Annotated in this window: 22 protein-coding genes; 8 read left to right on the top strand and 14 right to left on the bottom strand. The window is 61.0% G+C overall.

Going from position 1 to position 26,944, the window contains the following annotated elements; genetic code table 11:
• Positions 1–257: 257 nt before the first annotated feature.
• From EFD56_RS23285 to EFD56_RS23250, 7 genes are all read right to left on the bottom strand, one after another.
• A complete protein-coding gene (locus EFD56_RS23285) occupies positions 258–3,413 on the bottom strand; it encodes an efflux RND transporter permease subunit (RefSeq protein WP_126906394.1) in 3,156 nt (1,051 codons plus the stop codon).
• Entirely contained in the window at positions 3,410–4,615 is a 1,206-nt protein-coding gene (locus tag EFD56_RS23280; RefSeq protein ID WP_004673340.1) for an efflux RND transporter periplasmic adaptor subunit, read from the bottom strand. The genes EFD56_RS23285 and EFD56_RS23280 overlap by 4 nt, the downstream gene beginning before the upstream one ends.
• Positions 4,616–4,911: 296 nt before the next feature.
• The gene (locus EFD56_RS23275) at positions 4,912–5,817 is read right to left on the bottom strand and encodes an adenylate/guanylate cyclase domain-containing protein (protein ID WP_064822379.1); all 906 of its coding nucleotides are present in this window, start codon (positions 5,815–5,817) and stop codon (positions 4,912–4,914) included.
• Positions 5,818–6,102: 285 nt separating this feature from the next.
• Positions 6,103–7,653 carry a SpoVR family protein gene (locus EFD56_RS23270; protein ID WP_064822380.1) on the bottom strand — a complete coding sequence of 517 codons (1,551 nt, stop codon included), beginning with the start codon at positions 7,651–7,653 and terminating at the stop codon, positions 6,103–6,105.
• The gene (locus tag EFD56_RS23265; RefSeq protein WP_037140254.1) at positions 7,650–8,924 is read right to left on the bottom strand and encodes a YeaH/YhbH family protein; all 1,275 of its coding nucleotides are present in this window, start codon (positions 8,922–8,924) and stop codon (positions 7,650–7,652) included. Before EFD56_RS23265 ends, EFD56_RS23270 begins: the two co-directional genes overlap by 4 nt.
• Positions 8,925–8,936: 12 nt before the next feature.
• Positions 8,937–10,880: a PrkA family serine protein kinase gene (locus EFD56_RS23260; protein WP_004673346.1), complete on the bottom strand. Its 1,944-nt coding sequence runs from the start codon at positions 10,878–10,880 to the stop codon at positions 8,937–8,939.
• A gap of 411 nt (positions 10,881–11,291) precedes the next feature.
• Positions 11,292–11,768 (bottom strand): VOC family protein, encoded by a 477-nt coding sequence (locus EFD56_RS23250; protein ID WP_097602298.1) that lies wholly within the window; start codon positions 11,766–11,768, stop codon positions 11,292–11,294.
• A 235-nt stretch (positions 11,769–12,003) separates the two neighbouring features.
• Between EFD56_RS23250 and EFD56_RS23245 the strand changes: the two genes are divergently transcribed.
• Entirely contained in the window at positions 12,004–14,484 is a 2,481-nt protein-coding gene (locus EFD56_RS23245; protein ID WP_126906393.1) for an ATP-dependent helicase, read from the top strand.
• Between the two features lie 24 nt (positions 14,485–14,508).
• Here EFD56_RS23245 and EFD56_RS23240 read toward each other — a convergent pair whose 3' ends face one another.
• A complete protein-coding gene (locus EFD56_RS23240; protein ID WP_012484479.1) occupies positions 14,509–14,856 on the bottom strand; it encodes a hypothetical protein in 348 nt (115 codons plus the stop codon).
• 251 nt (positions 14,857–15,107) lie between these two features.
• On the opposite strand from EFD56_RS23240, the gene pncA reads away from it, so the two are divergent.
• Complete coding sequence (pncA, locus tag EFD56_RS23235; protein ID WP_004668764.1) at positions 15,108–15,734, top strand: bifunctional nicotinamidase/pyrazinamidase; 627 nt, start codon at positions 15,108–15,110, stop codon at positions 15,732–15,734.
• A gap of 12 nt (positions 15,735–15,746) precedes the next feature.
• Here pncA and EFD56_RS23230 read toward each other — a convergent pair whose 3' ends face one another.
• Entirely contained in the window at positions 15,747–17,339 is a 1,593-nt protein-coding gene (locus EFD56_RS23230) for a hypothetical protein (RefSeq protein WP_126906392.1), read from the bottom strand.
• Positions 17,340–17,495: 156 nt separating this feature from the next.
• Here EFD56_RS23230 and EFD56_RS23225 point away from each other — a divergent pair, with 156 nt between their 5' ends.
• Positions 17,496–18,161, top strand: coding sequence for a dihydrofolate reductase family protein (locus EFD56_RS23225; protein ID WP_126906391.1), 666 nt, complete (start codon positions 17,496–17,498; stop codon positions 18,159–18,161).
• 11 nt (positions 18,162–18,172) lie between these two features.
• Here EFD56_RS23225 and EFD56_RS23220 read toward each other — a convergent pair whose 3' ends face one another.
• Positions 18,173–18,436, bottom strand: a complete 264-nt coding sequence (locus EFD56_RS23220) for a DUF2164 domain-containing protein (protein ID WP_004668769.1) — start codon at positions 18,434–18,436, stop codon at positions 18,173–18,175.
• Between the two features lie 132 nt (positions 18,437–18,568).
• Here EFD56_RS23220 and EFD56_RS23215 point away from each other — a divergent pair, with 132 nt between their 5' ends.
• On the top strand, positions 18,569–19,300 hold the full coding sequence (locus EFD56_RS23215; RefSeq protein ID WP_012484483.1) for an AzlC family ABC transporter permease: 732 nt from the start codon (positions 18,569–18,571) through the stop codon (positions 19,298–19,300).
• A gap of 3 nt (positions 19,301–19,303) precedes the next feature.
• Complete coding sequence (locus EFD56_RS23210; protein WP_126906390.1) at positions 19,304–19,612, top strand: AzlD family protein; 309 nt, start codon at positions 19,304–19,306, stop codon at positions 19,610–19,612.
• 24 nt (positions 19,613–19,636) lie between these two features.
• Here the strand turns inward: EFD56_RS23210 and EFD56_RS23205 are convergent, their stop codons facing one another.
• Positions 19,637–21,472: an aminopeptidase P family protein gene (locus EFD56_RS23205; RefSeq protein WP_126906389.1), complete on the bottom strand. Its 1,836-nt coding sequence runs from the start codon at positions 21,470–21,472 to the stop codon at positions 19,637–19,639.
• A 278-nt stretch (positions 21,473–21,750) separates the two neighbouring features.
• On the opposite strand from EFD56_RS23205, the gene EFD56_RS32730 reads away from it, so the two are divergent.
• Positions 21,751–21,924, top strand: coding sequence for a hypothetical protein (locus tag EFD56_RS32730; protein WP_004668779.1), 174 nt, complete (start codon positions 21,751–21,753; stop codon positions 21,922–21,924).
• Between the two features lie 255 nt (positions 21,925–22,179).
• On the opposite strand, the gene EFD56_RS23200 is transcribed toward EFD56_RS32730, so the two are convergent.
• Positions 22,180–23,058, bottom strand: coding sequence for a 50S ribosomal protein L11 methyltransferase (locus EFD56_RS23200; RefSeq protein ID WP_037140262.1), 879 nt, complete (start codon positions 23,056–23,058; stop codon positions 22,180–22,182).
• Positions 23,059–23,126: 68 nt separating this feature from the next.
• On the bottom strand, positions 23,127–23,729 hold the full coding sequence (locus tag EFD56_RS23195; protein ID WP_126906388.1) for an SCO family protein: 603 nt from the start codon (positions 23,727–23,729) through the stop codon (positions 23,127–23,129).
• A gap of 378 nt (positions 23,730–24,107) precedes the next feature.
• On the opposite strand from EFD56_RS23195, the gene EFD56_RS23190 reads away from it, so the two are divergent.
• Complete coding sequence (locus EFD56_RS23190; RefSeq protein ID WP_126906387.1) at positions 24,108–26,072, top strand: methyl-accepting chemotaxis protein; 1,965 nt, start codon at positions 24,108–24,110, stop codon at positions 26,070–26,072.
• A 2-nt stretch (positions 26,073–26,074) separates the two neighbouring features.
• Positions 26,075–26,542: a chemotaxis protein CheW gene (locus EFD56_RS23185; protein ID WP_004668786.1), complete on the top strand. Its 468-nt coding sequence runs from the start codon at positions 26,075–26,077 to the stop codon at positions 26,540–26,542.
• A 64-nt stretch (positions 26,543–26,606) separates the two neighbouring features.
• Here EFD56_RS23185 and EFD56_RS23180 read toward each other — a convergent pair.
• A partial coding sequence (locus tag EFD56_RS23180) for an IS3 family transposase (RefSeq protein WP_164736853.1) occupies positions 26,607–26,944 on the bottom strand: 338 nt, incomplete at its 5' end.

The raw sequence follows: 26,944 nt of genomic DNA, 5'->3' as shown, positions 1-26,944 counted from the left end.
AAACGCAACAGAACGCAACTGAACCAGGACTGAACCATCCGCGCAGACACTCATGTCCGGGGGCGCTGAATTCAACGCATTGCGGCCTTCGAGAAACGGAGAAGACCAGTCGGTTCCTGATCACGATCATTGCCGCTTATGCTTAATAAACGGCTAAACTTCAGACGAAATTTATCTTATTCCGCAAGACTTGATATACCATAAGGAACCCCGCCGAATGGGGATCCGGCGGGGGTGTTCAGTCAGGATGTAAGCGCTTATTCGGCAGCCTGCAGCTGCTCGTCGTCTTGTGCTGCGCGCTCACGCGCGGCGACTGCCATTTCCTCGTGCAGGCGCGCTTCCTCATGGGCGTGCGGCTTGGCGAAGCGGGCAAGCAGCAGATAGGCGACCGGCGTGATGAACAGCGTCACCAGCGTCGCGAAACCGAGACCGCCGACGATTACCCAGCCGAGTGCCACGCGCGCTTCCGCACCTGCGCCATGGGCAAAGACCAGCGGCACGCCACCGAGGATGGTGGCGATCATCGTCATCATCACAGGGCGAAGGCGCAGCGCGCAGGCTTTCTCGATCGACGACCGCACATCCTCACCCCGATCGCGCAACTGATTGGCGAATTCGACGATCAGGATGCCGTTCTTGGCCATGACGCCGACCAGCAGCACGAGGCCGATCTGGCTGTAGATATTGAGACTGGAGCCGGTGATGATGAGCGCGAAGACGGCGCAGGCAAGGCCGAGCGGCACCGTCGACATGATGATCAACGAGGACAGCACGCTTTCGAACTGTGCGGCCAGCACCAAAAAGATAATGACGATGGCGAAGCCGAAAGTCAGCGCCATGCCGCTCGAGTTCTCCTCCAGCGTTGCCGCTTCGGCAAGCGGCAGCAGACGCGCGCCCGGCGGCAGCAACGGTGCGGCGAGTTCGGTCACCTGGCTGACTGCGGTGCCGAGCGACATGTCGTTCTTCAAACCGGCGGTGATCGCGACGGAGGCGAGCTGCTGTTCGCGATTGAGCTGTGGCGCGACCGAACCTTCCTTCATCGTGGCGATGACCGACATCGGCACGATCTTGCCGTCGCCGGTCTTCAGGAAGACGTTTTCGAGGTCGGTTGGATCGTCGATCGGCCTTGTCGTGGAGGTCAGGAGCACGGGATAGGATTCGCCGTCGACGAAGACGTCAACCACCGAGCGCCCTTCAAGCAACGATTGGATCGCCGTCGAAAGTCCGGTGATGTCGATGCCGAGATCCGAGGCGCGCTCGCGGTCGATCGCCACCGACACTTGCGCCTGGCTGGGTTCGTTGGTCAGACGCGGCGTATCATACTGACCCGTCGCCTCCAGGGCCTGCACCAGCTTTGCGGCCGCCGCCGTCAGTGCCTCGTGATCATTGCCGATCAGCGCCATCTGCACGCCGCTGCCGGCGCCGCGGATGCGCAGGCTGTTGGAGGAGATGGCGTTGCCGCGCAGCGCCGGCACCTTCGCGGCAGCCTGGTTGATGTCGGCGACGATCTCGGCCTGCGTCCGTTGGCGCTCTCCCCAGGGGGCAAGGGTCAGCACCATGAAGCCGCTGTTGAGCGAGCCGCCCTGGCCGGAAATCGAGAAGACGTTGCGAATGTCGCGGCTGTCGACCAGCGGCTGCAGATATTCCTCAAGGAGCTGCATCTTGTCGCGGGTATATTCGAGGCTCGATCCCTGCGGCGTCGTCAGCCGCATCATCACCATCGAGCGGTCCTCTTCCGGCGTCAGCTCGCTCTTGACGGTCGAGAAAGCGATCAATGCCGCGGCAGCAAACATCACCGAGAAGAAAATAACGACGAAAGGCGCGTTGAGGCAGCCGTGCAGCGCCCATTTGTAGAGGCTGGCGAAGGCGCCGCCGACGCGGCCAAGCGCGCCGTGATCTTCGATCATCGGTTTGGTCAGCATGCGTGAGGCAAGCATCGGGCAGAGCGTCAGCGCCACGATCGACGACAGCCCGACCGAGAAGGCGAGTACGAAGCCGAATTCGCGGAACAGGCCGCCGACCTGCCCCGGCAGGAAGGAGAGCGGAATGAATACGGCCGCCAGCGTCGCGGTCGTGGCGATAACGGCGAAGAACACCTCGCGCGTGCCGAGCACGGCCGCCGCCCGCGGTCCCATGCCCTCGGCGCGCCGGCGAACGATGTTTTCGAGCACCACGATCGCGTCGTCGACGACAAGGCCGGTCGCCAGCACGATGGCGAGCAGCGTCAGGATGTTGATCGAGAAGCCGACCATGTAGATCGCCGCCAGCGTGCCGATCAGCGCCACCGGCATGCTGACCGCCGGAATCACCGTCGCCCGCCAGTCGCGCAGGAAGAGGTAGATGACGGCGGTGACGATGACGGCGGCGAGCAGCAGCGCCAGCACCACCTCATGGATCGCGCCCTGGATGAAGACGGCGTCGTCGCTGGTGATGGCGATCGTCGTTCCCTCGGGCAGCGTCTTCGACAATTGTTCAACGGCGGCCTTGATGCCGGTCGAGATGTTCAGCGTGTTCGACTGCGCCTGGCGGATGATGCCGAGGCCGATGCCCGGCTTGCCGTTGGAACGCAGTGCAGTATCGCCGTCGCGCGGTCCGAGCGTCACTGTCGCGACGTCGCCGAGGCGGACACGGTCCTGCAGCATGACATTGGCAAAATCGGCCGGCGTCTGCAGGTTGGCGGTGGCGCGTACGACGATATCCTGCGTCCTGCTCTTCAGCGAGCCGGCCGGCACGTCGAGTGCGGCATTGTCGAGCGCCTTCGTCAGGTCGCCGATCGTCAGTCCGCGGCTCGCCAGTGCGCCCTGGTCGACGTCGACGCGAAAAACCTTCTCCTGGTCGCCGTATTCCTCGACATCGGCCACGCCGTCGACGGAGGCCAGCCGATCGATCACCTCGTTCTCGACGAGCTGCGTCAGGTCGTCCATGTTGAGCTTGGTGGAGGTGACGGCGAGGCGCATGATCGCCGAAGAATCCGAATCCGCCTTGACGATCTGCGGCGCGTCCGCCTCGTCGGGCAGGTTTTGGGTGATGCGGCCGATCGCATCGCGCACGTCGTTGGCGGCGACCGCGAGATCGATCGCATCGGAGAATTCGAGCGTCACCCGGCTCTGGCCGAAGGACGAGGTGGACGAGATCGATTTCAGGCCGCTGACGCGGGCGACCGCGCCCTCGATCACCTTGGTCAATTCCTGGTCGATCGTCTGCGGCGAGGCGCCGTCGAAAGTGGTGCGCACAGTGACGACCGGCCGGTCGACATCCGGCAGCTCGCGCACTTCGACGCCGACATAGGCCGCAAGGCCGGCAACGACCATCAGCGTGTTGAACACCAGCGCCAGGATCGGCCGGCGAACAAACAGCGCGGTGAAGCCCTGCTTTCCTGGCGATCCGCCGTGATGAATCTCGGTCACGCTCATTGGGTCGCGACCTCCGCATTCGCGGCGACATCGGCGGAAACACGCACCGCCCCACCCTCACGCACCCGCTGCAGGCCCTGTGTCACGATCTTGTCGCCGTCCTTGAGGTCGGCCTTGACGAGAATGGAGTCCGGATTGCGCTGCACGATGCTCACCCGCACCTTATGCGACTTGTCGTCGGTCACCTGCCAGACGAAAGACCCTTGCGAATCCCACTGCACGGACTGCGGATCGACCGCCGGATATTTGTCGCCAGGGAATTTCATGCTGACGCTGAAGGACATGCCGGCGCGCAACTCGTCCGACGAGTTGTCGATCCGGGCGCGCAGGCGCAGCGTGCGGCTCGCGGCATCGATGCGGTTGTCGACGGCCTCGATCACGCCCGCGAACATCTGCCCCGGCTTTGCGACCGACATCGCCTCGACCGGCTGGCCGACCGCGACCGTATTGGCAAAGCGCTCCGGCACCCAGAAATCGACAAGTATCTCCGAACGATCGTCGAGAGTGACGATCGGCGTCGTCGTCGTGACGTTGTCGCCAATATTGACCGGCACGATGCCGACGATGCCGTCGATCGGCGCCACGATATCGCGCCGCGCGAGGTTGAGCTCGGCCGCCTGCAGCTGCAGCCGGGCGCCCTGCTCGGCGATCTCGGAATCGAACACGTCCATGCGCGACACGCTGGACTTGATGTTATGATAGAGATTGGATTTTTCGACGGCGGCCCTGACCGCCACATCCGCCTGGCCGCGGGCGATCACCTGCTCCTCGCTGTCGAGCTTGGCGAGCACCTGGCCGGCCTTGACCCTGTCGCCCGACTTGATGAGAATCTCGCGAATGGTCCCGGATGCCTGCGGCGTCACGACGACGGAACGGATCGCGTCACCTGTGCCGATGGCATTCAGCCGATCGTTGACGACGCCCTGGACGACGGCCTCGATCGCGACAAGAATCGCGCTGTTGCGCCCGCCGCCACTGCGGCGGTTCTGCCCCTGGCCCTCGCCACGCCGCTGACCTTGCGCCCCGGCCGGAGCGTCGGAATCGGCCGTCATTTCAGCCTTCGGCACAATCTTGGAAACGAGGCTCTCTGGAATGCCTGCATCGCGCATCATATCGCCGGCGCCCGGCGCAAAGAAAACCCATGCGGCAAAGCCGGCTATAATGACGATGAGCGAAAGTACAAACTGCTTCCAAAAGGCCATTCACGTCTCCCGGAGGGACTCGAGGTTGGACCAGGGTCGGTCGAAAGAGGCGCTGCGGATGGCGATCGAAGGGATCTTTACCCCAAGGATCAGGATTCCCCGCTGGTGCGACAATATCGCGCTTTTGCAGCTTAACGGCAAGCATAAGCACCCGGCATTACCGATTTGTAATATCAGCGAAGAATGGAAATAACCCGGCCGCTCACTTTTGTTTGAACGAAGGTCGCAAACCTCTTCAGCGCAGCCGGCTTGCCAGTCAATATCGCGCAGAGCCACCAAAATTGAGGGCAGAAAATCTATCGGCGCATCGACCATCGCAGGCCGAACGCCGCTGCAATCCCGAGTATCGGCCACACGGCCCAGAACGTCCCGCTCCAGGTCAGGACATTGATGCCGATAATCCCGATCGCCACGATTGCGAGCCCAGTCATCCTGCGGTCGAAACGCCTCTGGTCGCGGCTCCAGGCGAGCGCGGCAATGACGGCGAAGGCGAGCAAGGGAAAGCGAGCCCAGAAAACGCCGTCCCATGTGAGGAGGTTGATGCCGACCAGCACGATGCCGATGACGCCGAGGACGCTGAACAGTCTTCGCCTCTCAGGCGCCGGCTTCGTCTCGGTGACCGCCGCCGGCTGCGGCCGGGGCGCGGCTGGCCGCTGGAAAGGCGGCGGCTCGTCGCTTCCGTCGCCGATCTTCACCGCATAACTCGGCACGCCGTCCTGGACGTTCTTGACGGTCAGTGGCCCGAGAAATTCGAAACCGACAGCCACTTTGTTGCGCACCTGGTCGTAAACCGTGCTCGATATGACGATACCGCCGGGCGCAGCGGATGCCTGCAGGCGCGCGGCGATGTTCACGCCGTCGCCGTAGATATCATCGCCTTCGACGATCACGTCGCCGAGATTGATGCCGATGCGAAAGAGCATGCGTCCATCCGCCGGGCGGCGGGCGTTGAAACCGGCAAGTTCATTCTGTGTGTCGACCGCCGCGCGCACCGCCTCGACGACGCTCGGGAAATCGGCGATCAGCCCGTCACCCCAGGTGTTGATGACACGGCCGCCATGGCTTTCGATCAGCCGCCCCATCGCCTCGCGACAGCGCTTCAGGGTCGCAAGCGTCCCCTCCTCATCGGCTCCCATCAGCCGCGTATAATCCTGCACGTCAGCACAGAAGATCGTCGTCAGCTTGCGCCGCGTTTCACCCATGATCCCTCGTCTCCGTACCGTTCCGATCCGGAAGCTTTCGCCGCAGAGGCTGAATCCGTTTGAAAATGATGGATAAAGCGATCGCAGCAGCGGCAGATTACGAAGGCTTGGCCGTTCTTGCCACCGAAATTGCGGATCATTGCCATTTCAGAAGCGGAAGGTTTGACGGCGAGCGTTCGCCCCGCCCTTCACATTGAAAGCTCTGAAATACGCGCAAGTGCTTTTGACGGGCAACGAGGATTGCCGGGGTCGCGGCTGCAATCCGCGGCAATCATTCCTACCCCGTTACTGAATGATCTTGCGCGGGCTCGCCGTATGTTCCCTGGCCACGGTGCTCGAACCATCGATTTCCTGGAGCAAGACGTCGTAGCCCCAGAGATCGGCGAGATGTTGCAGAACGAGCTTCGTGTCGTTTTCCTGAAGATAGCAGCCGTTCATGACGATATGCTGCAGCAGTAGCCGGCGGTCGCCGGCCAGGTCGACATCAACGATATCGATGGCCGGATCGGTCCAGCCGATATCATATTCGCGGGAGAGCTGACGCCGGATGCGCAAGTAGCCCCGCTCATTGTGAATCGCCGAAACCAGCACGCCCTCGGTCTGTTCCGGATCATCGTAGAGATGAAACAGCCGCAGCTGGCGGATGAGATTCGGGCTCAGGAACTGGCTGATGAAACTCTCGTCGCGGTAATTGGCCCAGACGTCGCGCAGAACCGCCATCGCATCGCCGCGGCCGGCGATGTCGGGGAACCATGCGCGGTCCTCTTCCGTCGGTTTCGTGACGATCCGCTCGATGTCCTGCATCATCGCAAAACCAAGCGCATAGGGATTGAAACCCGAAAACCGCCGATCGTCGTAGCTTGGCTGGAAGACGACATTGGCGTGCGACTTCAGAAATTCGAGGAAGTTCCCATCGCTGATCTGCCCCCGCTCGTGAAGCCGGTTCATGATCTGGTAGTGGACGAAGGTTGCGGTTCCCTCATTCATGACCTTCGTCTGCCGCTGGGGATGGAAGTACTGCGCGACATGGCGAACGATGCGAAGAATCTCGCGCTGCCATGGCTGCAGTCGCGGTGCAGATTTCTCAAGAAAATACAGGATATTATCTTGAGGCAGGCCAAGCGCGGCGCGGCGCTTTTCCAAGCCGATGTCACCCGCCTTTTTCGCCTTGCCGACGGGAACCGTGCGCCAGAGGTCGTTGAACATCTGCTCTTCGTGGGCGCGGCGCTCCTGCAACCGCTTCTCCTCCTGGCGAAGATCGGTCGCAGTCTTGCCTGCGTATCGATGCACGCCGTGCGACATCAGCGCATGCGCAGCATCGAGCGTCCGTTCGACCGCCGTCTCGCCATACCGTTCTTCGCAGCGCGTGATATAACCCTTTGCGAAATCGAGGTAATCGAGAATTCCCTCCGCATCGGTCCAGAGCTTGAAGAGATAGTTGTTCTTGAAGAAGTGATTATGGCCGAAGGCCGCATGAGCGGTGACGAGCGTCTGCATCGTCGCCGTGTTCTCTTCCATCAGATAGGAGATGCAGGGGGAGCTGTTGATGACGATCTCGTAGGCAAGGTCGCGCATCCCGCGGCGGTAGAATGTTTCATGATGCGCGAAGTGTTTTCCGAAGGACCAATGGCGGTAAAAAAGCGGCATGCCGGTTGAGGAATAAGCATCCAGCATCTGCTCCGAGGTGATGACCTCGATCTGGTTGGGATAGACGTCGAGGCCAAGTTCGCCGAGCGCAATCGCCTCGCAGGCGTCGTGAATGCGCTGCAGCGTTGCGAAATCCCAGTCGGCACCCTCGAACAAGAGCCGGTCTCTCGGCCTCATCGTCATGGTCATGGCGTCACCCTCGCCTGTGCGTCACGTTTCTGGAAGAGATCGTGGAAAACGGGGAATATCTCGCCTCGCCGGCAGACCTTGCGCATCGAAAGCGGCAACGCTTCGGAACGAATCCCGTCATAGAGCATCCACAGCGGTGACCGGGATATGGAAGAATCGCCGCCTTCCTCACCGACCTCGATATAGGCAAAATACTGGCACAACGGCAAAATCTCGCGCAGCAAATGCCCGGTCAGGTTTCCGTCGGAATGGGCGTTGTCGCCGTCCGAGGCCTGGGCGCCGTAAATATTCCACTCGGCCGGATCGAAACGGGCTGCGATGATCGCTCGCATTGCCGCAAGCGCGCTGGAGACAAGCGTGCCGCCCGTCGCCGGCCCGTAGAAGAAGGTTTCCTCGTCGACCTCCTCGGCTCTGTCGGTATGACGGATGAAGACGATTTCCACTTTTTTGTAGCGTTTCGACAGGAACAGATAGAGCAGCAGATAGAACCGCTTCGCCAGGTCCTTCATGTGCTCCGACATAGAGCCCGAGACATCCATCAGGCAGAACATCACGGCCTTGGCCACAGGCTTCGGCTCGTTTTCGAAACGGCGATATCGCACGTCGAGCGGATCGATATAGGGAATGCGGCGGCTTTTTTCCGTCAGCGATTTGAGCTTTGCCTCAAGCGCCAGGCGGGTCTCGTCATCCTCGCATTCCTCGATCTGCCGCTGCAGTGCTTCGATTTCCTCGCGGCGCGGACGGCCAAGCGCAACACGGCGCATCATCGCAAGCTTCGTCGTGCGGCCGACGGCGATGTTGGAGGGTGATCCCGATACCGAATAGCCGGCCCGGAATGGCGTTTCCTCCTCGGTTTCGGCTAGACGCCGCTTGGCGAGATCGGGCAATTCAAGATCGTCGAGGAACACATCGAGGAATTCCTCCCGCGTCAGCACGAAACGGAAGCCGTCCTCACCATCGCCCTCGCCCGCATCCTTTGGTTTTCCACCTCGGCCGCCGGGCGGACGTGGGAGGATATCGCCTTCCACGAAGGCCCTGTTGCCGGGCAGAATATGATCGCTGATGCCGCCCTCGCCCCTGCGCAGGCTCGGTTCGGTCATTCCATCGATCGGCAGGCTGATCTCCCCGCCGTCGAGCACATCGCGAATGTTGCGGTTTTGCAGAGAGCGTTTGACCGCCTGCTGCACGGCGCCCTTCATGCGTCGAAGGAACCGCTGCCGATTTTCCAGACTTTTACCGCGCGGATTCAGCCGCCGGTCGACAATGTGCATAATGGCTCCGCATTAACTTGCCTGTTTGACGCGCATGTACCATTCCACAAGGCGTCGAACCTGCCTCTCGGTGTAACCTCGCGCGGCCATGCGCGAGACGAATTCGCTATGCTTCTTTTCGGTCTCCGAATCCTTCTTCGATCCGAAGGAAATGACCGGCAAAAGATCCTCGACCTGCGAAAACATACGCTTCTCGATGACTTCCCGGATCTTCTCGTAGCTCGTCCATGACGGATTTTTTCCGCCGTTGGCTGCCCGCGATCGCAACGAGAACTTGACGATTTCGTTGCGGAAATCCTTCGGATTGGCAATTCCGGCGGGCTTTTCGATTTTGGTCAGTTCCTGATTGAGGAGCTCGCGGTCGAGAAGCTGGCCGGTATCGGGATCCTTGAAGTCCACATCTTCGATCCAGGCATCGGCATAATCCACGTAGCGGTCGAACAGGTTCTGTCCGTAGTCCGCATAGGATTCAAGATAAGCCTTCTGAATCTCGTTGCCAATGAACTCTGCGTAGCGTGGCGCAAGATCGGCCTTGATGAATTCCAGATAGCGCTTCTCGACATCGTCCGAAAATTGCTCGCGACGGATCGCCTGTTCCAGCACATACATCAGATGAACAGGATCGGCGCCGATATCCGTGGTGTCGTGATTGAAGGTGGAGGCGAGCACTTTGAAGGCGAAGCGGGTCGATATCCCGTCCATGCCTTCGTCGATGCCGGCAGCATCCCGGTATTCCTGAACGCTGCGGGCGCGCGGATCGCTCTCCTTCAGGCTTTCGCCGTCATAGGTGCGCATTTTCGAGAAGAAGGTCGAGTTCTCATGCTTGCGCAGGCGCGAAAGCACGGAAAACCGAGCCAGCATTTCGAGCGTTGCCGGGGCGCATGGTGCATCCGCCAGCTCCGATCCCTCGATCAGCTTTTCGTAGATCTTCTGTTCTTCCGTCACGCGCAGGCAATAAGGCACCTTGATGACGCAGATACGGTCGATAAACGCCTCGTTGTTCTTGTTGGCCTTGAAGGTCTGCCACTCCGCCTCATTCGAATGCGCAAGCACGATGCCGGAGAAGGGTATGGCGCCGATATTTTCGGAGCCGATATAGTTGCCCTCCTGCGTCGCCGTCAGCAGCGGATGCAGCATCTTGATCGGCGCCTTGAACATCTCGACGAATTCGAGAATGCCCTGATTGGCGCGGTTGAGCCCGCCCGAATAGCTGTAGGCATCGGGATCGTTCTGGGAGTAGGTTTCCAGCTTGCGAATGTCGACCTTGCCGACCAGCGACGAGATGTCCTGATTGTTCTCGTCTCCAGGCTCGGTTTTGGCAATCGCGATCTGGCGCAACCGCGAAGGCTGTATCCTGACGACGCGGAAGCGGGAAATATCGCCGCCGAAGTCGTCGAGCCGCTTCAGGCACCATGGGCTCATCAACCCGTTCAGGCGCCGCAGCGGGATGCCGTACTGCTCCTGGAGCAGCGAGCCCATTGTCTCAGGGTCGAACAGGTTGAGCGGGCTTTCGAACACGGGACTGATCTCGTCGCCCGCTTTCAGGACGTAGATCGGATGGACCTCCATCAACTGCTTCAGCCGCTCCGCGAGCGACGACTTGCCGCCGCCGACGGGACCGAGCAGATAGAGAATTTGCTTGCGCTCTTCGAGCCCCTGCGCCGCATGCCGGAAGAAGGAAACAATGCGTTCGATGGTCTCTTCCATGCCGTGAAAGCCGGCAAAAGCCGGATAGACCCGGATGGTCCTGTTCATGAAGATCCGACCGAGGCGCGCGTCCCTGGCGGTGTCGACCATCTGCGGTTCGCCGATCGCCGCGAGCAGGCGCTCCGTCGCATTCGCATAGGCGATCGGTTCTTTCTTGCAGAGATCGAGATATTCCGAAACCGAGATGTCGGTCTCGCGTCGCGCTTCATAACTGCGCGTGAACGCATCGAATACGGATTCACTCAGCATGGGACCTCCATTAAGGTTATGCCGCAGGCTCTAAGCCGTATAACCATCGAGATGGCCACGGCGTTCCTTAGAATCAATAGTTTCGTAGGTATATTCGACGCTCACCGGCTGTTTGTAGCAATGCACAAAAAATTGCATGCACCGGTATTTTTTTACTCTGCGAAACTGTTTCATATTGTAGTTGAGAAAAGGGTCATTGCGATATCAGCACATTTAGCGACGTGACATGGTTGTCAAAAAGGTGTGCAATGGCGCCCGTGATTCGAGAATGCGAAAAAACAGCGATCGGCAACCGATAGGGCAGCTTCGATCGGGCGGCTGCCGATGCGCCGTCAGTAAATTCGGTAAATTTCAGGGGAAAATGGCGCGTGGCGATCACGCGCCCGATTCGCAATCGCGCCTCCGCCGGCCTCAGCCGTTGAACGCTCTGTCCAGTGCAGCAAGATCAATCTTGACCATGCCGAGCATCACTTCGGTGACGCGCTTGGCCCGCTCTCGATCGCTGTCGGCGACCATCTCGGAAAGCGCCCGCGGCACAATCTGCCAGGAAAGGCCCCAGCGGTCCTTGAGCCAGCCGCAGGCTTCAGGCGTGCCGCCATTGGCGAGAAACGCATCCCAGATCCGATCGATCTCGGCCTGGCTGTCGAGCAGGATGGCAATCGAGAAGGAATGGTTGAAGCTGTCGAGCGGGCCTGCCTTCATCGCCAGGAAGGCTTGATCGCCGAGCGTGAATTCGATCAGTTCGACGCTGCCCGGAGGCCCGCTCGGCGTTTCCGCCGGCAATATTGTGGTGCGGCCGATCCTGGAATCTGGAATGACCGATACGTAGAATTCGACGGCTTCGCGCGCTTGCTCCGCGAACCAGAGATTTGAAACGACCTGCGGCATGAACAGCCTCCTGTTGGCAAGGTTTGCCGGACACCTGTCCGATGCCCCGAGGACGTCTCGCCTGCATCGGTTCCGACAGGCTGCGCTCGTTTTTTTCGCTGCTCGGCCGTACGACGATCGCAGTCACACCGGTGGCCGCCCTGCCGTCCGCATCGGCCCGCAATAGCGGTGGTTCGGGAATGAAAGCAGAACATCTTTTCTGGTCTTTCCTTCCCGAATCACTACATTACGCGCCATGAGCAATAGTTTTGACGATATTCCCTTCTTCGACGAAGAGCCGGGTGAGATGGCGCGCAGGCCGCAGCCGCCTGCCGCACTCGCCGGAGGGGCGCCCGCCGCGGCCGGCGGGATCGCCGCCCGCGCCATGGCGGCGCGTGACGGCGGCAAGCGGCCGGATTACCTCGCCGGCCTCAATCCCGAACAGACGGAAGCCGTGGAAACCCTGGAAGGTCCGGTTCTCGTCCTTGCCGGCGCCGGCACCGGCAAGACACGGGTATTGACGACCCGGATCGCCCACATCCTCAATACAGGCCGCGCCTTCCCCTCGCAGATTCTCGCCGTCACCTTCACCAACAAGGCCGCACGCGAGATGAAGGAGCGCATCGCGCTCCTCGTCGGCGGCGCTGTCGAAGGCATGCCCTGGCTCGGCACCTTCCATTCGATCGGCGTCAAGCTTCTGCGCCGCCATGCCGAGCTCGTCGGCCTCAGCTCCGACTTCACCATTCTCGACACCGACGACGTCGTCCGCCTGATCAAGCAGCTGATCCAAGCCGAAGGCCTCGACGACAAACGCTGGCCGGCCAAGCAGTTCGCCGGCATGATCGACACCTGGAAGAACAAGGGCCTCGGCCCGGCCGATATTCCCGAAGGCGACGCCCGCGCCTTTGCCAATGGCCGCGGCCGCGATCTCTACTTCGCCTATCAGGCGCGTCTGTCGACGCTCAACGCCTGTGATTTCGGCGATCTGTTGATGCATCCAATTGCGATCTTCCGCAAGAATCCGGATCTCCTCAAGGAATATCACGGCCGCTTCCGTTATATCCTCGTCGACGAGTATCAGGACACCAACACCGCCCAGTATATGTGGCTGCGGCTGCTGGCTCAGCGCAGCAAGGGCGAGCCGCAGAACGTCTGCTGCGTCGGCGACGACGACCAGTCGATCTACGGCTGGCGCGGCGCCGAGGTCGACAATATCCTGCGCTTCGAGAAGGATTTCCCTGGCGCCAAGGTGATCAAACTCGAACGCAATTACCGCTCGACTGAGCATATCCTCGGAGCCGCCGCTCATCTGATCGCCCACAATGAAGGCCGCCTGGGCAAGACGCTGTTCACCGACCGCGCCGATCCCGACGACGTCAAGGTGCAGGTCCACGCCTCCTGGGATTCGGAGGAGGAAGCCCGCGCCATCGGCGAGGAGATCGAGCAGCTCCAGCGCAACAAGCACCTGCTGAACGACATGGCGATCCTTGTGCGCGCCTCCTTCCAGATGCGCGAGTTCGAAGACCGCTTCGTCACCCTCGGGCTCAACTATCGCGTCATCGGCGGCCCGCGCTTCTACGAGCGCCTCGAAATCCGCGATGCCATGGCCTATTTCCGCCTGGTCGCGCAGCCGGCCGACGACCTTGCCTTCGAGCGCATCATCAACACGCCGAAGCGCGGCCTCGGCGACACGACGGTGCGCGCCCTGCACGACTATGCGCGTGCCCGCGATATCCCGATGCTGGCGGCCGCTGCCGACATGATCGAGACGGACGAGCTGAAGCCGAAGGCGCGCAAAGCCCTCTTCGACGTGATTCAATCTTTCCGCCGATGGCAGGAACTGCTTGAAAACACACCGCATACCGAGCTTGCCGAGCAGATCCTCGAGGAGTCCGGCTATACCGACATGTGGAAGAACGACAAGAGCGCCGAAGCGCCGGGCCGCCTCGAAAATTTGAAGGAACTGATCCGCTCGATGGAAAGCTTCGAGTCGATGCGCGGTTTCCTCGAGCACGTCTCCCTCGTCATGGACGCAGAGACCAACGAGAACCTCGACGCCGTCTCGATCATGACGCTGCATTCGGCCAAGGGCCTGGAATTCGAGACTGTGTTCCTGCCGGGTTGGGAAGAAGGCCTGTTCCCCCACCAGCGCTCGCTGGATGAAAGCGGCCGGGCCGGCCTGGAGGAGGAACGCCGCCTGGCCTATGTCGGCATCACCCGCGCCAAGCGCCGCTGCCATATCTGGTTCGTCTCGAACCGCCGCATCCACGGCCTCTGGCAATCGACACTGCCCTCGCGTTTCCTCGACGAGCTGCCGGAAACCCATGTCGAGGTTGCCGAGATGGAGCAGAGCTACGGCGGTTACGGCCGCGGCGGCTACGGCCAGTCACGCTTCGACAAGGCCGAACCCTTTGCCAACTCCTATTCCACGCCCGGCTGGAAACGCGCCCAGGCCAACAAGACCGACGCCACGCGCGACAACTGGGGCACCCGCTCCGGCCACGCCGTCGAACGCATCGGCTATGGCGAAAGCGGCCCGAAGGGACGCACGATCGACGGCGAGCTGGTCGCAAAATCGACCTCGTCGGAGCCGTCGCGCTTCACCCTCGGCGATCGGGTATTCCACATGAAATTCGGCAATGGCAACATTACCGGCATCGAAGGCAACAAGCTGACGATCGACTTCGACCGTGCGGGGCAGAAGCGGGTGCTGGACGGTTTCGTCGAGCGCGTCTGACCGCGCGACGATACCGCAGGACCGTCACCCGAACATCCGCATGCTGCTGAGCCCGAGGATGTCGTTCAGCAGGGCGATCCCCATTCCGGTGGCGACGATCGACAATCCGATCAGGAACAGCCGGCGCGCCCGGTCGTATTTGACGGCGAGCAGCGAGTCTCGCGCCAAAAGATCGGCAAACACCTTCACCTGGATGGCGATGCCGACGGTCAGGAATGACATCGGCAGCAAATCGACGCGGCTCCAGTCATTGGGATTGGACACCCAAAGGCTGATGAAATTGAGGGAGAAACCGAGAATGATCCCGGTCGCCGTCAGCGATCCGTTGCGGAAAGTCGCATCGATCTTTTCCTCCGGCTGAGGCTCGGACATGATTTGGGTTCCGGCTTGCTGCTGAGGCAAGAAAGGCAGAATTCGCGGCCTTCAGCAAGACCAGGTCCTTTGCGGTTGCTATTACATCACCAATAACTATCGCAATGGTTGAATTAGCGTATTCTTTTTCCGTCGAATACTACCATCAGTGACAGAATTAACGCTTGCATGCGGGCTTCCGGGAATTCACTAGTTGATGCATTCGGTGCATCTGGCATTTGCACGGCAATAACGCAAAGGGATTGGCCTTGATGAAAGCGCTGCTGCTCGTCGATATTCAGAACGGCTTCTGTCCGGGTGGAAATCTGCCGGTGCCGGACGGCGACAAGGTCGTTCCCGTCGCAAACAGGCTGATCGACAGCGGCAAATACGATCTGATCGTCGCCTCCCAGGATTGGCATCCCCCCGGCCACGGCAGCTTCGCCTCCGCTCATCCGGGTGCCGCCCCCTTCGAAATGGGCGAATTGTCCGGCAAACCCCAGATGATGTGGCCCGACCACTGCATCCAGGGCACGCTTGACGCCGAACTGCATCCGGCGCTCAAATCCGAAGAAATCGACCTGATCCAGCAGAAGGGCGAGGATCCCGGGATCGATAGCTATTCGGCCTTCCGCGACAATGACCGCGACGCTTCGACCGGCCTTTCCGATTTCCTCGCAGACCAGGGTGTGACCGATCTCGACGTCTGCGGGTTGGCGACCGATTACTGCGTCAAATTCTCCGCGCTCGACGCACTGGAGATGATTCCGGGCGTGCGCGTGCGCTTCATCGAGGACGCAAGCCGCGGCATCACGCCTGAAGGCGTCGCCGCTGCCATCGATGAGATGCGGGTGCACGGCATCACCGTGATCAACAGCGCGGATGCCTTGCGCGAATAAACCGCCGATCCCCTAATTCAACAGATAGGCATCGAATGTCTCATCGCTGCCGGCAACCGGGCCGAAGCGCTTGAGGAGGGTCGTCTCGCTCCGGAATGCGGAAATCTCCTCAGGCGTCAGCGACAGCAGCCAATTGTAACTCTCATGCAAGGAGACGGGGCCGGCAATTTGGTCAAGCCGCGGTGAGAGAAGAATGACGATGGGTGCGTGCTCGCTTTGCTGCAGTTGCCGCGCCGTCTGCAGGATGTCGGCAAGGCTGAGCGAAAGCCGCGCATTGCGGGTATACCGCACGATCGCGCCGAACCGCTGCTCTCGCAGAAGATAAGTGCGATTGGGGATGTAATAGGGCAAGGGTTCCACGAGATAATCGGGATCCGCCATGATGATCGCATCCCTGAGATCCGGGCGCGATTGAATGAATGACCCGAGATCCCGGGCTCGGCTAAACGGTATGTCGGTGAAGAGGAACTGATGAACCTTTTCGATACCGGAGGCGACCTGCAGCGCCAGCAATATCATGAAGCACAGCCGTCCGATCTTGACGACGCCACCGGCTGGCCCAACACCGGCAATGCCCACGGCTGCAGATCGGGAGCGGCTGATCAAGGCAATCATGCCGATCATGAAGACCAGCCATAGGGCCTGATGTCTGTAGCTACCTGGGTAAACGAGCGTAAAAAGCAGTGAAAATCCGAGGAGAACCGATGCGGCCGCCAACATCGCGGGTCGCCGGTTGGCCAGCCCAAGCAGACTGCCATAGATGAGCACCGCCATCAGCGAGGCGAAAACCCGAGCAATCGATGGATCGGCCACGGCCAGCCGAAGGATACCGTCGGGGTAGAATTCCATGAAATAGGAAGTCGCCCCGGCAAAGGCATGAAGGACAAGCGGGGCGAAATTCTTGCCTGCGAGATTGTTCTGCCCGGCATCGTTGAAGGTGGGATAGACCGTCATAACGCACAGAACAACGCCGACTGCGGCAATGACCGCGGCTGTCGCAAAGGCCCGATATGCCGGCAGAGAAGGTCTCGGACGCGCCAGGACCAGATCGAAAAACCAGTAGGCCAGAAAGCCGCCGACCAGCACGACCGAGTGCACGTTGGTATTTGCCAGCAAGGCAAACAACAGGCCGAGCACCATGCCATTGCGCATTCCCCTCTCCCAGCTCAGGGCGATAAGGAAGACCAAAAGCATGCTGATGCCGTAATTTCGCGCCATCGCGGCGTAGTCGAAAACCGAAAAGCTGCTGAACAACGACAACAGCATGATCGAGCGCGGCAGTTCAAGCCTGAAAACGAGAAGGTAGGCCGAGGCAGCCGCGATCGTCAGCGCGACGATTTTCAGGACGACGGGTGAGCCGACGACAAGATGAGCGGCGCGCAACAGCATATACCAGAGAGCCGGATGACCTTCGCCATGCATCTGGCGAAGCATGTCGATGAAACTGTCTCCCTGAAGGGCGAGCGACAAGGCGCGAACCTCGTCTCGCCACACGGTTTCTGACCAGCAAAGCGCGCAGGCCAGCGCAAACCACACCAGGAAGATCAACGTCTTGCCGAGCGTTGTTGATCGAGGTTCATCGATTTTAGAGACAATAACAGCCAACGGAAGCACCCGGTCATCGAAATGCCGTGACCATAGCGGCGCCCCGATAATTTGACGTTAAGGTGAAATATCCTCGCCGGAATAATGCATCCATGTCGGTTCGGCTTATATCGATCCGTCCTAGCTTCTGAACCGACCAACCATGGGAGTTGAGAGATGAGAAAGCTTGTAACTGCGGCCTTCGTGAGCCTCGACGGCGTTATGCAGGCACCCGGCGCGCCTGAGGAAGATCCGACCGGCGGCTTCAAGCTGGGCGGCTGGACCGTCAATTACTGGGACGAGGCGATGGGCGGGTTCATGGACGGGATCTTTACCGATCCCTTCGCTCTGCTGCTCGGCCGCAAGACCTACGAGATCTTCGCCGCTCACTGGCCCTTTGTCGGGCAAGGCGACCCCATCGGAAAGGCCTTCAATACCGCGACCAAATATGTCGCGACCACATCGCAAGAGCCGCTCACCTGGGAAAATTCCGTGCCGCTGCGCGGCGATGTCACCGCGCAAATCGCCCGGCTGAAGCGGGAAGACGGCCCCGACCTGCTGACGCAGGGCAGCAGTGGCCTGCTGCAAACCCTGCTGGCCCACGACCTGATCGACGAACTCCGGCTCCTGACCTTCCCGCTCATCCTCGGCCCCGGCAAGCGCCTGTTCGGCGCGGGTGCCACACCCCAAGCGCTGAGGCTTACCGCCAACTCCGTATCGACGACCGGCGTCATCATGAGCATCTATGAGCGCGCCGGCGACGTCAAACCCGGCAGCTTCGCGATGCAGGTGCCCTCGCAGGCCGAACTGGCGCGCCGGGAGCGGATGAAGCGCGAAGGCTAAGGCGGCGCCGCTCAGGCGCTCGCGGCCCTGTTCTTCTCGTCGCGCTCGAGCAGATAGATGTCCTCCGCGAGGTCCTCCATCTTCTTCGAAAGGGCGGCGTGTGCATCGCGCAGACCCTGATTATAATAGTGGGCGCCGATTTCCTCGGCGAAGAAGTCGAGCAGGAACTCCGCCGGCAGGGCGCCGATCGGCTGGTCGAGTTCCGTCTCGAAATAGCGGCGGATGCGCGAGACCATCGCCGCTTTCGCGTCCTTGGAAAATTCGATCTTCTTCATGGGCACCTCTCCGCCGGTTGCGATCAGCACGTTGATGCTTCAGCGAAATCGATTGATCAATCAACGAAATTCAATTGCGGTTGCAGATCTCAGACCATAAGGGAAAACGGAATTTCCAACAGGATCATCCACATGAATCGCGCCGACTTTGTTGAAGGTTTGCGGGGCGGCTCGGCCGTTGCGTTGGCGTCGGCACCCTTCGGCGCGCTGTTCGGAGCGCTCGCAGTCGAAAACGGCATGTCGCTGTCCGAAACCGCCTTCATGAGCGCCACCGTCTATGCCGGTGCCAGCCAGATGGTCGGCATTGAGCTCTTCGGCCACAATGTCCACGCCTGGCTGATCGTGCTGTCGATCCTCGCCGTCAATTTTCGCCACGTGCTCTATTCGGCGGCACTGGCGCGCTATATCGGCCATTTCACGCCGGTGCAGAAATTCTTCACCTTCTTCCTGCTCGTCGATCCGCAATTTGCCGAAGCGGTGAAGCGCAGCGAGGCCGGCAAACCGCTGACCTTTGCCTGGTATTTCGGCTTCGGCATCATCATCTACATTCCCTGGGTGCTGATCAGCGTCGCCGGCGGTCTGCTCGGGGGCTTCATCGGCGATCCCAAGGCGATCGGCCTCGATATCCTGCTTCCCGCCTATTTCCTCGGCATCGTCCTCGGCTTCCGCAAGCGCGACAATTTCCTGCCCGTCGCACTCGTCAGCGCGGCGGCTTCCGTCCTCGCCTATCGTTATGTCGGCTCGCCCTGGCATGTGAGCCTCGGTGCGGCCGCCGGAATCGTGCTCGCCGCGCTGCTGCCGCTGCCGCGCCGAATGCCGGATCTTCAAGCCGACGCCCTTCAATCCGAAGTGCACGAGGTCTGAGCCATGGAATTCGATCTCCACATGGCGCTCGTCATCCTCGCCGCTGCGGCGGCGACCTTCGCCACCCGCATCGGCGGCTACATCCTCATCACCCGGATGAAGAGCATCCCGCCACGCATGGAGGTGGCGCTGAATGCCGTGCCGGCCGCCGTTCTGACGACGCTGGTCGCGCCTGCCTTCTTCATCGGCGGCTGGGATTCGAAGCTGGCGCTCGCCGTCGCCCTCTTCGTCGGCCTGCGTTTCACCCATACATGGATGCTGGTCGCCGCCTGGATCGTCGTGATGATCTGGCGCCATAGCGCCGGCGTTTAACGCCGGCGTTCAGGCGGCACCACTCTAATATTCCAAGGGCAGCGTCGCGTTTTCGAGCCACGCTCTGACGTCGTGATCGTGGATCAGCGGCATCAGCGCCTCGCGGGTGCGGCGGTGATAGTCGTTGAACCAGTGCAGTTCGTCATGGGTCAGAAGCTCTGGGATGACCAAGCTGCGGTCGATCGGGCAGAAGGTCAGCGTCTCGAAGCCGAGCATGGCCATGTCGCCACCCTCGATCTCCTCGGCGCCACGCACATAGATCAGGTTTTCGATGCGGATACCGAAGCTGCCCGGCCGGTAATAGCCCGGCTCGTTCGAAAGGATCATGCCGGGCAGCAGCTCCTGCGTCGAAAGCCTGGAGATGCGCTGCGGCCCCTCATGCACCGAGAGATAAGAGCCGACGCCGTGGCCCGTGCCATGGGCGAAATCGGCCCCTGCCCGCCACAGTGCGATGCGCGCCAGCGGATCGAGGTCGCAGCCGCGTGTCCCCTTGGGGAAGCGCGCCGTGCTGATTTGTATCATGCCCTTCAGTACCAGCGTGAAGAAGCGGCGATGCTCCTCCGAAACCGCGCCGATCCCCACCGTGCGGGTGATGTCGGTCGTGCCGTTGATATATTGCGCGCCGGAATCGATCAGGAAGAGTTCGCCGGCCTCGATCATCCGGTTGGTCTCGGTCGTCACCCGGTAATGCATGATCGCCGCATGTTCGCCGGCGCCTGATATCGTATCGAAAGAAATGTCCTTCAGCGGATTCTGCATGCTTTGGCCGACGCGGGCGCGCGCTGCTTCGAGCCGTTCGGCGGCGGCGATCTCGCTGACCGTGCCGGGTTTCTCCTGCGACAACCAGTAGAGGAACTCCACCATCGCCGCGCCGTCCTGCAGGTGCGCGGCGGCCGAGCCGTTGATCTCGACATCGTTCTTCACCGCCCGCGGCAACTTGGCTGGGTCGATGCCTTCGACAGCCTCTCCACCCGCCTTGCGGATGATCTCGACGAGCGCATAGGAAGCGATATCGGGATCGACCAGCACGCGGCCGCCATTACTGGCAACTGCGGCAAGTCGCTCTTCCAGCGCCGAAGGCGGCAGCAGGGTGCAGATCTGCCCAAGATAGGCCTCCGCTTCGATGCCGGTCTTGCGCTTGTCAAGGAATAGCTCTGCCCGCCCGTCGGCAAGAATGATGGCGCGCGCCAGCGGATGCGGCGTGTGCGGCACGTCGGCGCCACGGATGTTGAAGATCCAGGCGACCGACGAGGGGTCGGCGATCAGCACCGCCGCGAGTTCCTTCTTCGAAAGATTGGCGGCGATCGTCGCGATCTTGTCGCTCGCCAGCACTCCGGCCTGGGCGACATTCTGGATGGTCACAGTGCCGAGCGGCTCGGCCGGCCGGTCGCTCCAAAGCCTGTCGAGCGGATTGTGCGGCAGGAAGGTGAGCGTTCCGCCGATCTGCGCAAGCGCCCTTTCCAGACGGCGAACCTCGGCGCCGGAGTGCAGCCAGGGGTCGATGCCAAGCTTCAGACCCTTGGCTCCGTTCGCGCCAAGCCAGACATGCGGCGGCTCGTTGACGAGATCGCCACCGGAAAAGACGGAACCATCGACTTGTTCGGCCAGCTGCGTCACATAGCGCCCGTCGACGAAGACGATTGCCTGCGCACGCAGAATGAGCGCAACGCCTGCCGAGCCGGTGAAACCCGTCAGCCATGCCAGCCGCTCCGAACATGCTGGAACATATTCGCCGTTGAATTCATCGGCGCGCGGCACGAGGAAGGCGTCGATTCCGAGCGAATCGAAAGTGGCGCGCAGTGCCGATACCCGATCCCTGCCGAAATGCGGCGTGGAGGTGACGTCGAAGGACTGGAACATGCTGAAAACCTGAATGGTTGAGACGAATCCGGTTAATGGGATGCCGGCCATGTTAGCGAAATTTCAATCGATGGGGAGAAAAAGCGACGAAATGAGTCGAAACCCTTGGGGCCGCTCAGCATTTTGACAGAACTGTGACGGCAAAAGTTAATTTGGCACGCTTTATGCATTGGCCGCATGGCTCCCATGAGTAAAACCCTCTGCCTCCACATTTCAGAATAGCTATATAGGCGCCATCGAACGGTTCGGACGAACCAGCAAACAAAGGATTTTTCGAAATGACCGCCTCTCTCTCGCGCTTCGCATACAGCAGCCCGGTGCAGGCTGGCGAACGCCAGACCGTGCGTCACGTGATCGGCGCCCGCCGCCCGCAGAACGAGGACAGCCTCAAGCTGCTCGGTGCCGGCCAGCGCGTCACGCGTCACCAGGGCGCCCCCAGCTACGCGTTTTAAGCCTGAAAGCCCGTCCGTCTCCTCCCTCCCCGGACCGGCCTATTGGAATGCAGTAGAGCCCGCTCGAGCGCTCCTCCTCCTTCGAGCTCGCGGGCATTGACCGGATAGACCGGTCCAAGGCGGTGCCACTGGCGCCGCCTTTTTTGTTGTTTCGGGAAATCAGGAAAGGTGATCAAGGTCGCGGTTTGCTTCCTCTTCTCCCCGCTGAGCGAAGATGGGAGCAAGCCGCACCGTCAGGCCCAAATTTCTCCCTCGTCAAGGCCGATCAAAATGGATCGTCACCCAACCGTTCCGCCAGATCGTCCTGACGTGCCGGAGCCTCGCACCGCTATAGGCGGCGATCACCTTCCATCGCTGCGCGGCCAGAATCCCCGAAAGTATCACCGAACCACCCGGCGCAAGATGGGCGGCAAGCTGCGGCGCCATGCGGATCAGCGGCCGGGCGAGGATGTTGGCGATGATAAGGTCAAAGGGACCATGCTCGGAAAAAGCAGTCGAGTGAAAGCCTGGCGCGGTTCTGGTGACGATACCCGAGGCGATGCCGTTGCGGCGAACGTTTTCGGCCGCCACCCGCGTCGCGATCGGGTCGATGTCGGTGGCGAGTACCGGTATATTCTTGAGCTTGCGCACCGCAATCGCCAGCACACCGCTGCCGGTGCCGAGATCGAGCGCGTTGCGGACGCGGCGGGATCGCACCACACGATCGATCACTTCCAGGCAGCCGGCCGTCGTGCCGTGATGGCCGGTGCCGAAGGCCTGGCCGGCATCGATCTCGATGGCGATGTCGCCGGGACGGACCTTGTCGCGGTCATGCGAGCCATGCACCAGAAAGCGTCCTGCCCCGACCGGCTTCAGTCCTTCCAGCGACTTCACCACCCAATCGACGTCGGGGATCACCTCCCGCAGCAGCTGAGCATCGGGAAAGGCGCTTTTCAGCGCCGTCTCGACGCGGGAGCGCACCTGCGCCTCGTCCTCGGCCATCATGTAGACGGAGGCTTCCCAGATATCCCTCTTCTCATCGACCTCGGTAGTGCCGATGGCAAAGTCTTCTTCGCCGAAGACTTCACTGAGAAGATCGAGAATCTGTTCGGCCTGGCTCTCGGTCGTCGATACGTAAAGGCGGATTTCACTCACGATAGGCGGTCTTTCCCGTTTTCGTTGCCCGCCACCGGTCGAGCCAACGCCCTATCACGCTGAAGCCGTCACCCTTTGCTGACGAGATTCTCCAGCTTCTTTACCGCTGTGTCCGGGTTTTCGCCATAGGCGATCGTTCCGGAAAACCGGCCGGCCGAATCGAGCAGGAAAACCGAGGCGGTATGATCCATCGTATAGTCGCCGTTCGGATCCTTCTCATCGACAGGCACCTTCTTGGCATAGACGCGGAACCCCTTGATGACTTCGGCAATCTTCTCCGGCGGGCCTGAAATGCCGGTGATACGCTTGGACACGTTGGAGACGTACGCGTTCATGATTTCGGGCGTGTCGCGCTCGGGATCGACGGTCACGAAATAGGCCTGCAGCTTGTCACCCTTGGGATCGGCCTTCTCCAGCCATCCGTTCAGCTCGAACAGCGTCGTCGGACACACCTCCGGGCAATGGGTGAAGCCGAAGAACAGCGCTGTCGGCTTGCCGCGTAGCGCCTGCTCGGTGATCGACTGTCCGCTCTGGGAGACCAAGGTAAAGGGCACGCCGAACGGCGCCTCCGCCACGACATCGGAAGACTTCTTGGGATAGAGCGTGATTGCGCCGAGAACGCCGGCAACGATCAGCACGGCGACCCAGATGACGATACGGAATGTCTTCATTTTATGAACCTCGATCGCGACGCGCTTGCGCGTTCCGCGTGATTATAGTCTTGGCCCCATGCACGCAATTCAAGAATATGTTTTCTGACCCGTGATTAATTGTCTCATCGGATAAGGACACCGCTTGCGGAAGATCCGTCCGCCGCAAGTGGCAAAGGTCAAAAAACCTCATGTTTTGAATAACATGCTTTGCAGCGTGGCAGGCAACAGCGAAAGACATATCGTTAGGAAAGACTTAAGCCGTCATATCTATATTTAGCAATGCGTGCGGCCCATTGTGCCGTTCTGACATGAAGTCTGCCGAGTGGCGAACCCCCGGACATCCGCATGAGGGTAGGAAAAACATGAACCCAAGCGGTTTGTGGAGGGGGTCTTTTGATGACGAATTCAGCAGTGCCTAAGAGCCTGTCGGTCAGCCAGCGGCTCTGGACGCTCGGCGGCGCGGCCTTTCTCGGGTTCGGAACGATGCTCGGCGTCGGCTGGTACGAAAATGCGCGGGTCGACGCCGGCCTGCGCCGCGCCAGCGAGATCCAGGCAAGCGTCGACCGGATCGACGAAATGCGGCTTGCCAATCTGACGCTGGTGCTGGCCGCCATGGACGTCATCGTCGACAAGGACGACAAGGTGGTGCCGCCGGAACGCATCAAGGTGATCGGCGACTCCCTGACCACGCTTTCCAACGGCACCAAGGATATGCGCCTGCTTGCGGAAGACATGAAGGCCGGCGCTTTGCTGAAGAGCTACGACGCCGATGTCGCCGACATCGGCAAGGCGATCCAGACCGACCTCATCGCTCTGGTTCAGCAGGGCGCGCCCGATGCCGACTTTGACAAGATCGACGACAAGATCGATGGCGCCGGCGAAAATCTGACCCAAACCCTCGACAAGCTCGCCGCCGAAGGCGCCACCTACGCCCACCAGCATGTCGAAGCCGCCAATGCCATATCGCAGCGAGCTCTGTTCCTGCAGATCGGCCTTGGTATCCTAGCGATCCTCTCCATGGGCGTGCTGCAATATATCCATGGCGGCTCGATCCGCCGCGGCATCGGTGCCGTTCGGGAAAGCATGCAGCGCGTCATGAACGGCGATCTTGCCAGCGACGTTAGGGAAAAGAACCGCGGCGACGAGATTGGCGAAATGGCCCGGGCTGCCGATGCCTTCCGGCTCGCCGCAATCGAGAAGCGCGACCTCGAAGCCCAGACCCAAACCGACCGCCAGCGCAGCGACGCCGAGCACCGCGCCCGCGAAGCCGCCAAGCTTGCCGACGCAGAGGCGCTGAATGCCGCGGTCGCCGCGCTCGGCGCCGGCCTCACCCGTCTGTCGGGCGGCGACGTCACCGTTACGATCGACCAGCCGTTCCGCGAGGAGCTGGAGCGTCTGCGCCTGGATTTCAACCAGACGACGGCGACGCTGCGCAAGGCGATGAGCGACATTGCCGTCAACAGCAGCTCGATCGAAGCGAACAGCCGCCAGATGCGCGCCGCCGCCGACGATCTCGCCAAGCGCACAGAGCAGCAGGCCGCGTCACTGGAAGAAACGTCCGCGGCCCTCGACCAGATCACCGCCACCGTCCGCAACGCGACCAACCGCGCCGAGGAAGTCGGCCACATGGTCTCGCATACCCGAGAGAATACGGCGAAGTCGGACATCGTCGTCGGAGATGCGATGGCTGCGATGCAACGGATAGAAGGTGCCTCGCGCGAAATCGGCAAGATCATCAACGTCATCGACGAAATCGCTTTCCAGACGAACCTGCTGGCGCTCAACGCCGGTGTGGAAGCCGCCCGTGCCGGCGAGGCCGGCAAGGGTTTCGCCGTGGTTGCCCAGGAAGTGCGCGAACTCGCCGGCCGTGCAGCGGGTGCGGCCAAGGATATCAAGGCTTTGATCGGGAAATCCGGCGAAGAAGTGAAGATCGGCGGCGAACTGGTGACGGCCGCCGGTGAAGCGCTTCGCCAGATCGGCGAAGATGTTCTGCGCATCGACGAACATGTTAAATCAATCGTAACCTCTGCGCGCGAACAATCTGTCGGACTGAACGAAATCAACACGTCGATCAGCCAGATGGATCAGGTCACGCAGAAGAACGCGGCCATGGTGGAAGAGACGAACGCCGCAAGCCATGCGCTCGCCATCGACGCGGAAAACCTGACGCAGCTGATCAAGCAATTCAAGACCGGCGAGGGCATGAGCGCCCGGCAAACGCCGCGAGAGGCTACCGCCGCCTCGCATTCGAGACCTTCTCCCGCGCGCAGCCTGATCGGCAAGGTCGCGGGCGCATTCAACGGCGGTTCTGCCGCCAAAGTCATCGCTTCTCCCGCCGGGGACAACTGGGAAGAATTCTGACCATGAACAACAACGCCATCAAGCAGTCGGGCGCTTATCTCGAAATCGTATCGTTCCACCTGGGTGATCAGGAATTCTGCATCGACATCATGGCCATCCGCGAAATCCGCGGCTGGGCGCCGGTGACGCCGATGCCGCATACTCCGCCTTACGTGCTGGGCCTCATCAACCTGCGCGGCGCGGTGATCCCGGTCATCGACATGGCCTGCCGCCTCGGCATGAAGATGACCGAGCCTTCCGAGCGCTCGGCAATCATCGTCACCGACATCGCCGGCAAGCTGGTCGGCCTGCTGGTCGAGCAGGTTTCCGACATGATGACCATCAAGAGCGAAGACCTGCAGCCGCCGCCGGAAATCATCCCGGAAGCCCAGCGCGCCTTCTGCCGCGGCATCGTCGCACTTGAGAAGACCATGGTCTGTTTCCTCAACCTCGATACCGTGATTGCGGACGAGCTGAACCAGGCGGCTTGAAATTTTTCTCCACATTGACATTGGAAGGCCCGGCTCGTGAACTGACCCCCAAAAGTTGGACGGTCTAAAGGCTGGGGAGATTTAGGGGCTGGGTCCTGTATTGTACAGGGCTCAGCCCTTTGAGTTTCAGTTTGATCCGCTGATGATTGTAGTAGTTGATGTAGTCTGCCACCCCATCTTGCAGGCTCTTGACGCTGTCAAAGTCGTTGGGGTGGAAGAACTCGGATTTGAGAATGGCAAAGAAGCTTTCGATGGCAGCATTGTCGAGACAGTTACCCTTGCGTGACATGCTCTGATTGATGTGACGTTTCTGAAGCATGCGCTGCCAGGCCGGCATCTGGTAGTGCCATCCCTGGTCGGAATGCAGGATCGGCCGGTCATCGTCTTGCAAACGGCTCACGG

This window comes from Rhizobium phaseoli (assembly GCF_003985125.1).
Taxonomy (GTDB): domain Bacteria; phylum Pseudomonadota; class Alphaproteobacteria; order Rhizobiales; family Rhizobiaceae; genus Rhizobium; species Rhizobium phaseoli.
This window is presented reverse-complemented; position numbering and strand designations above follow the sequence as displayed.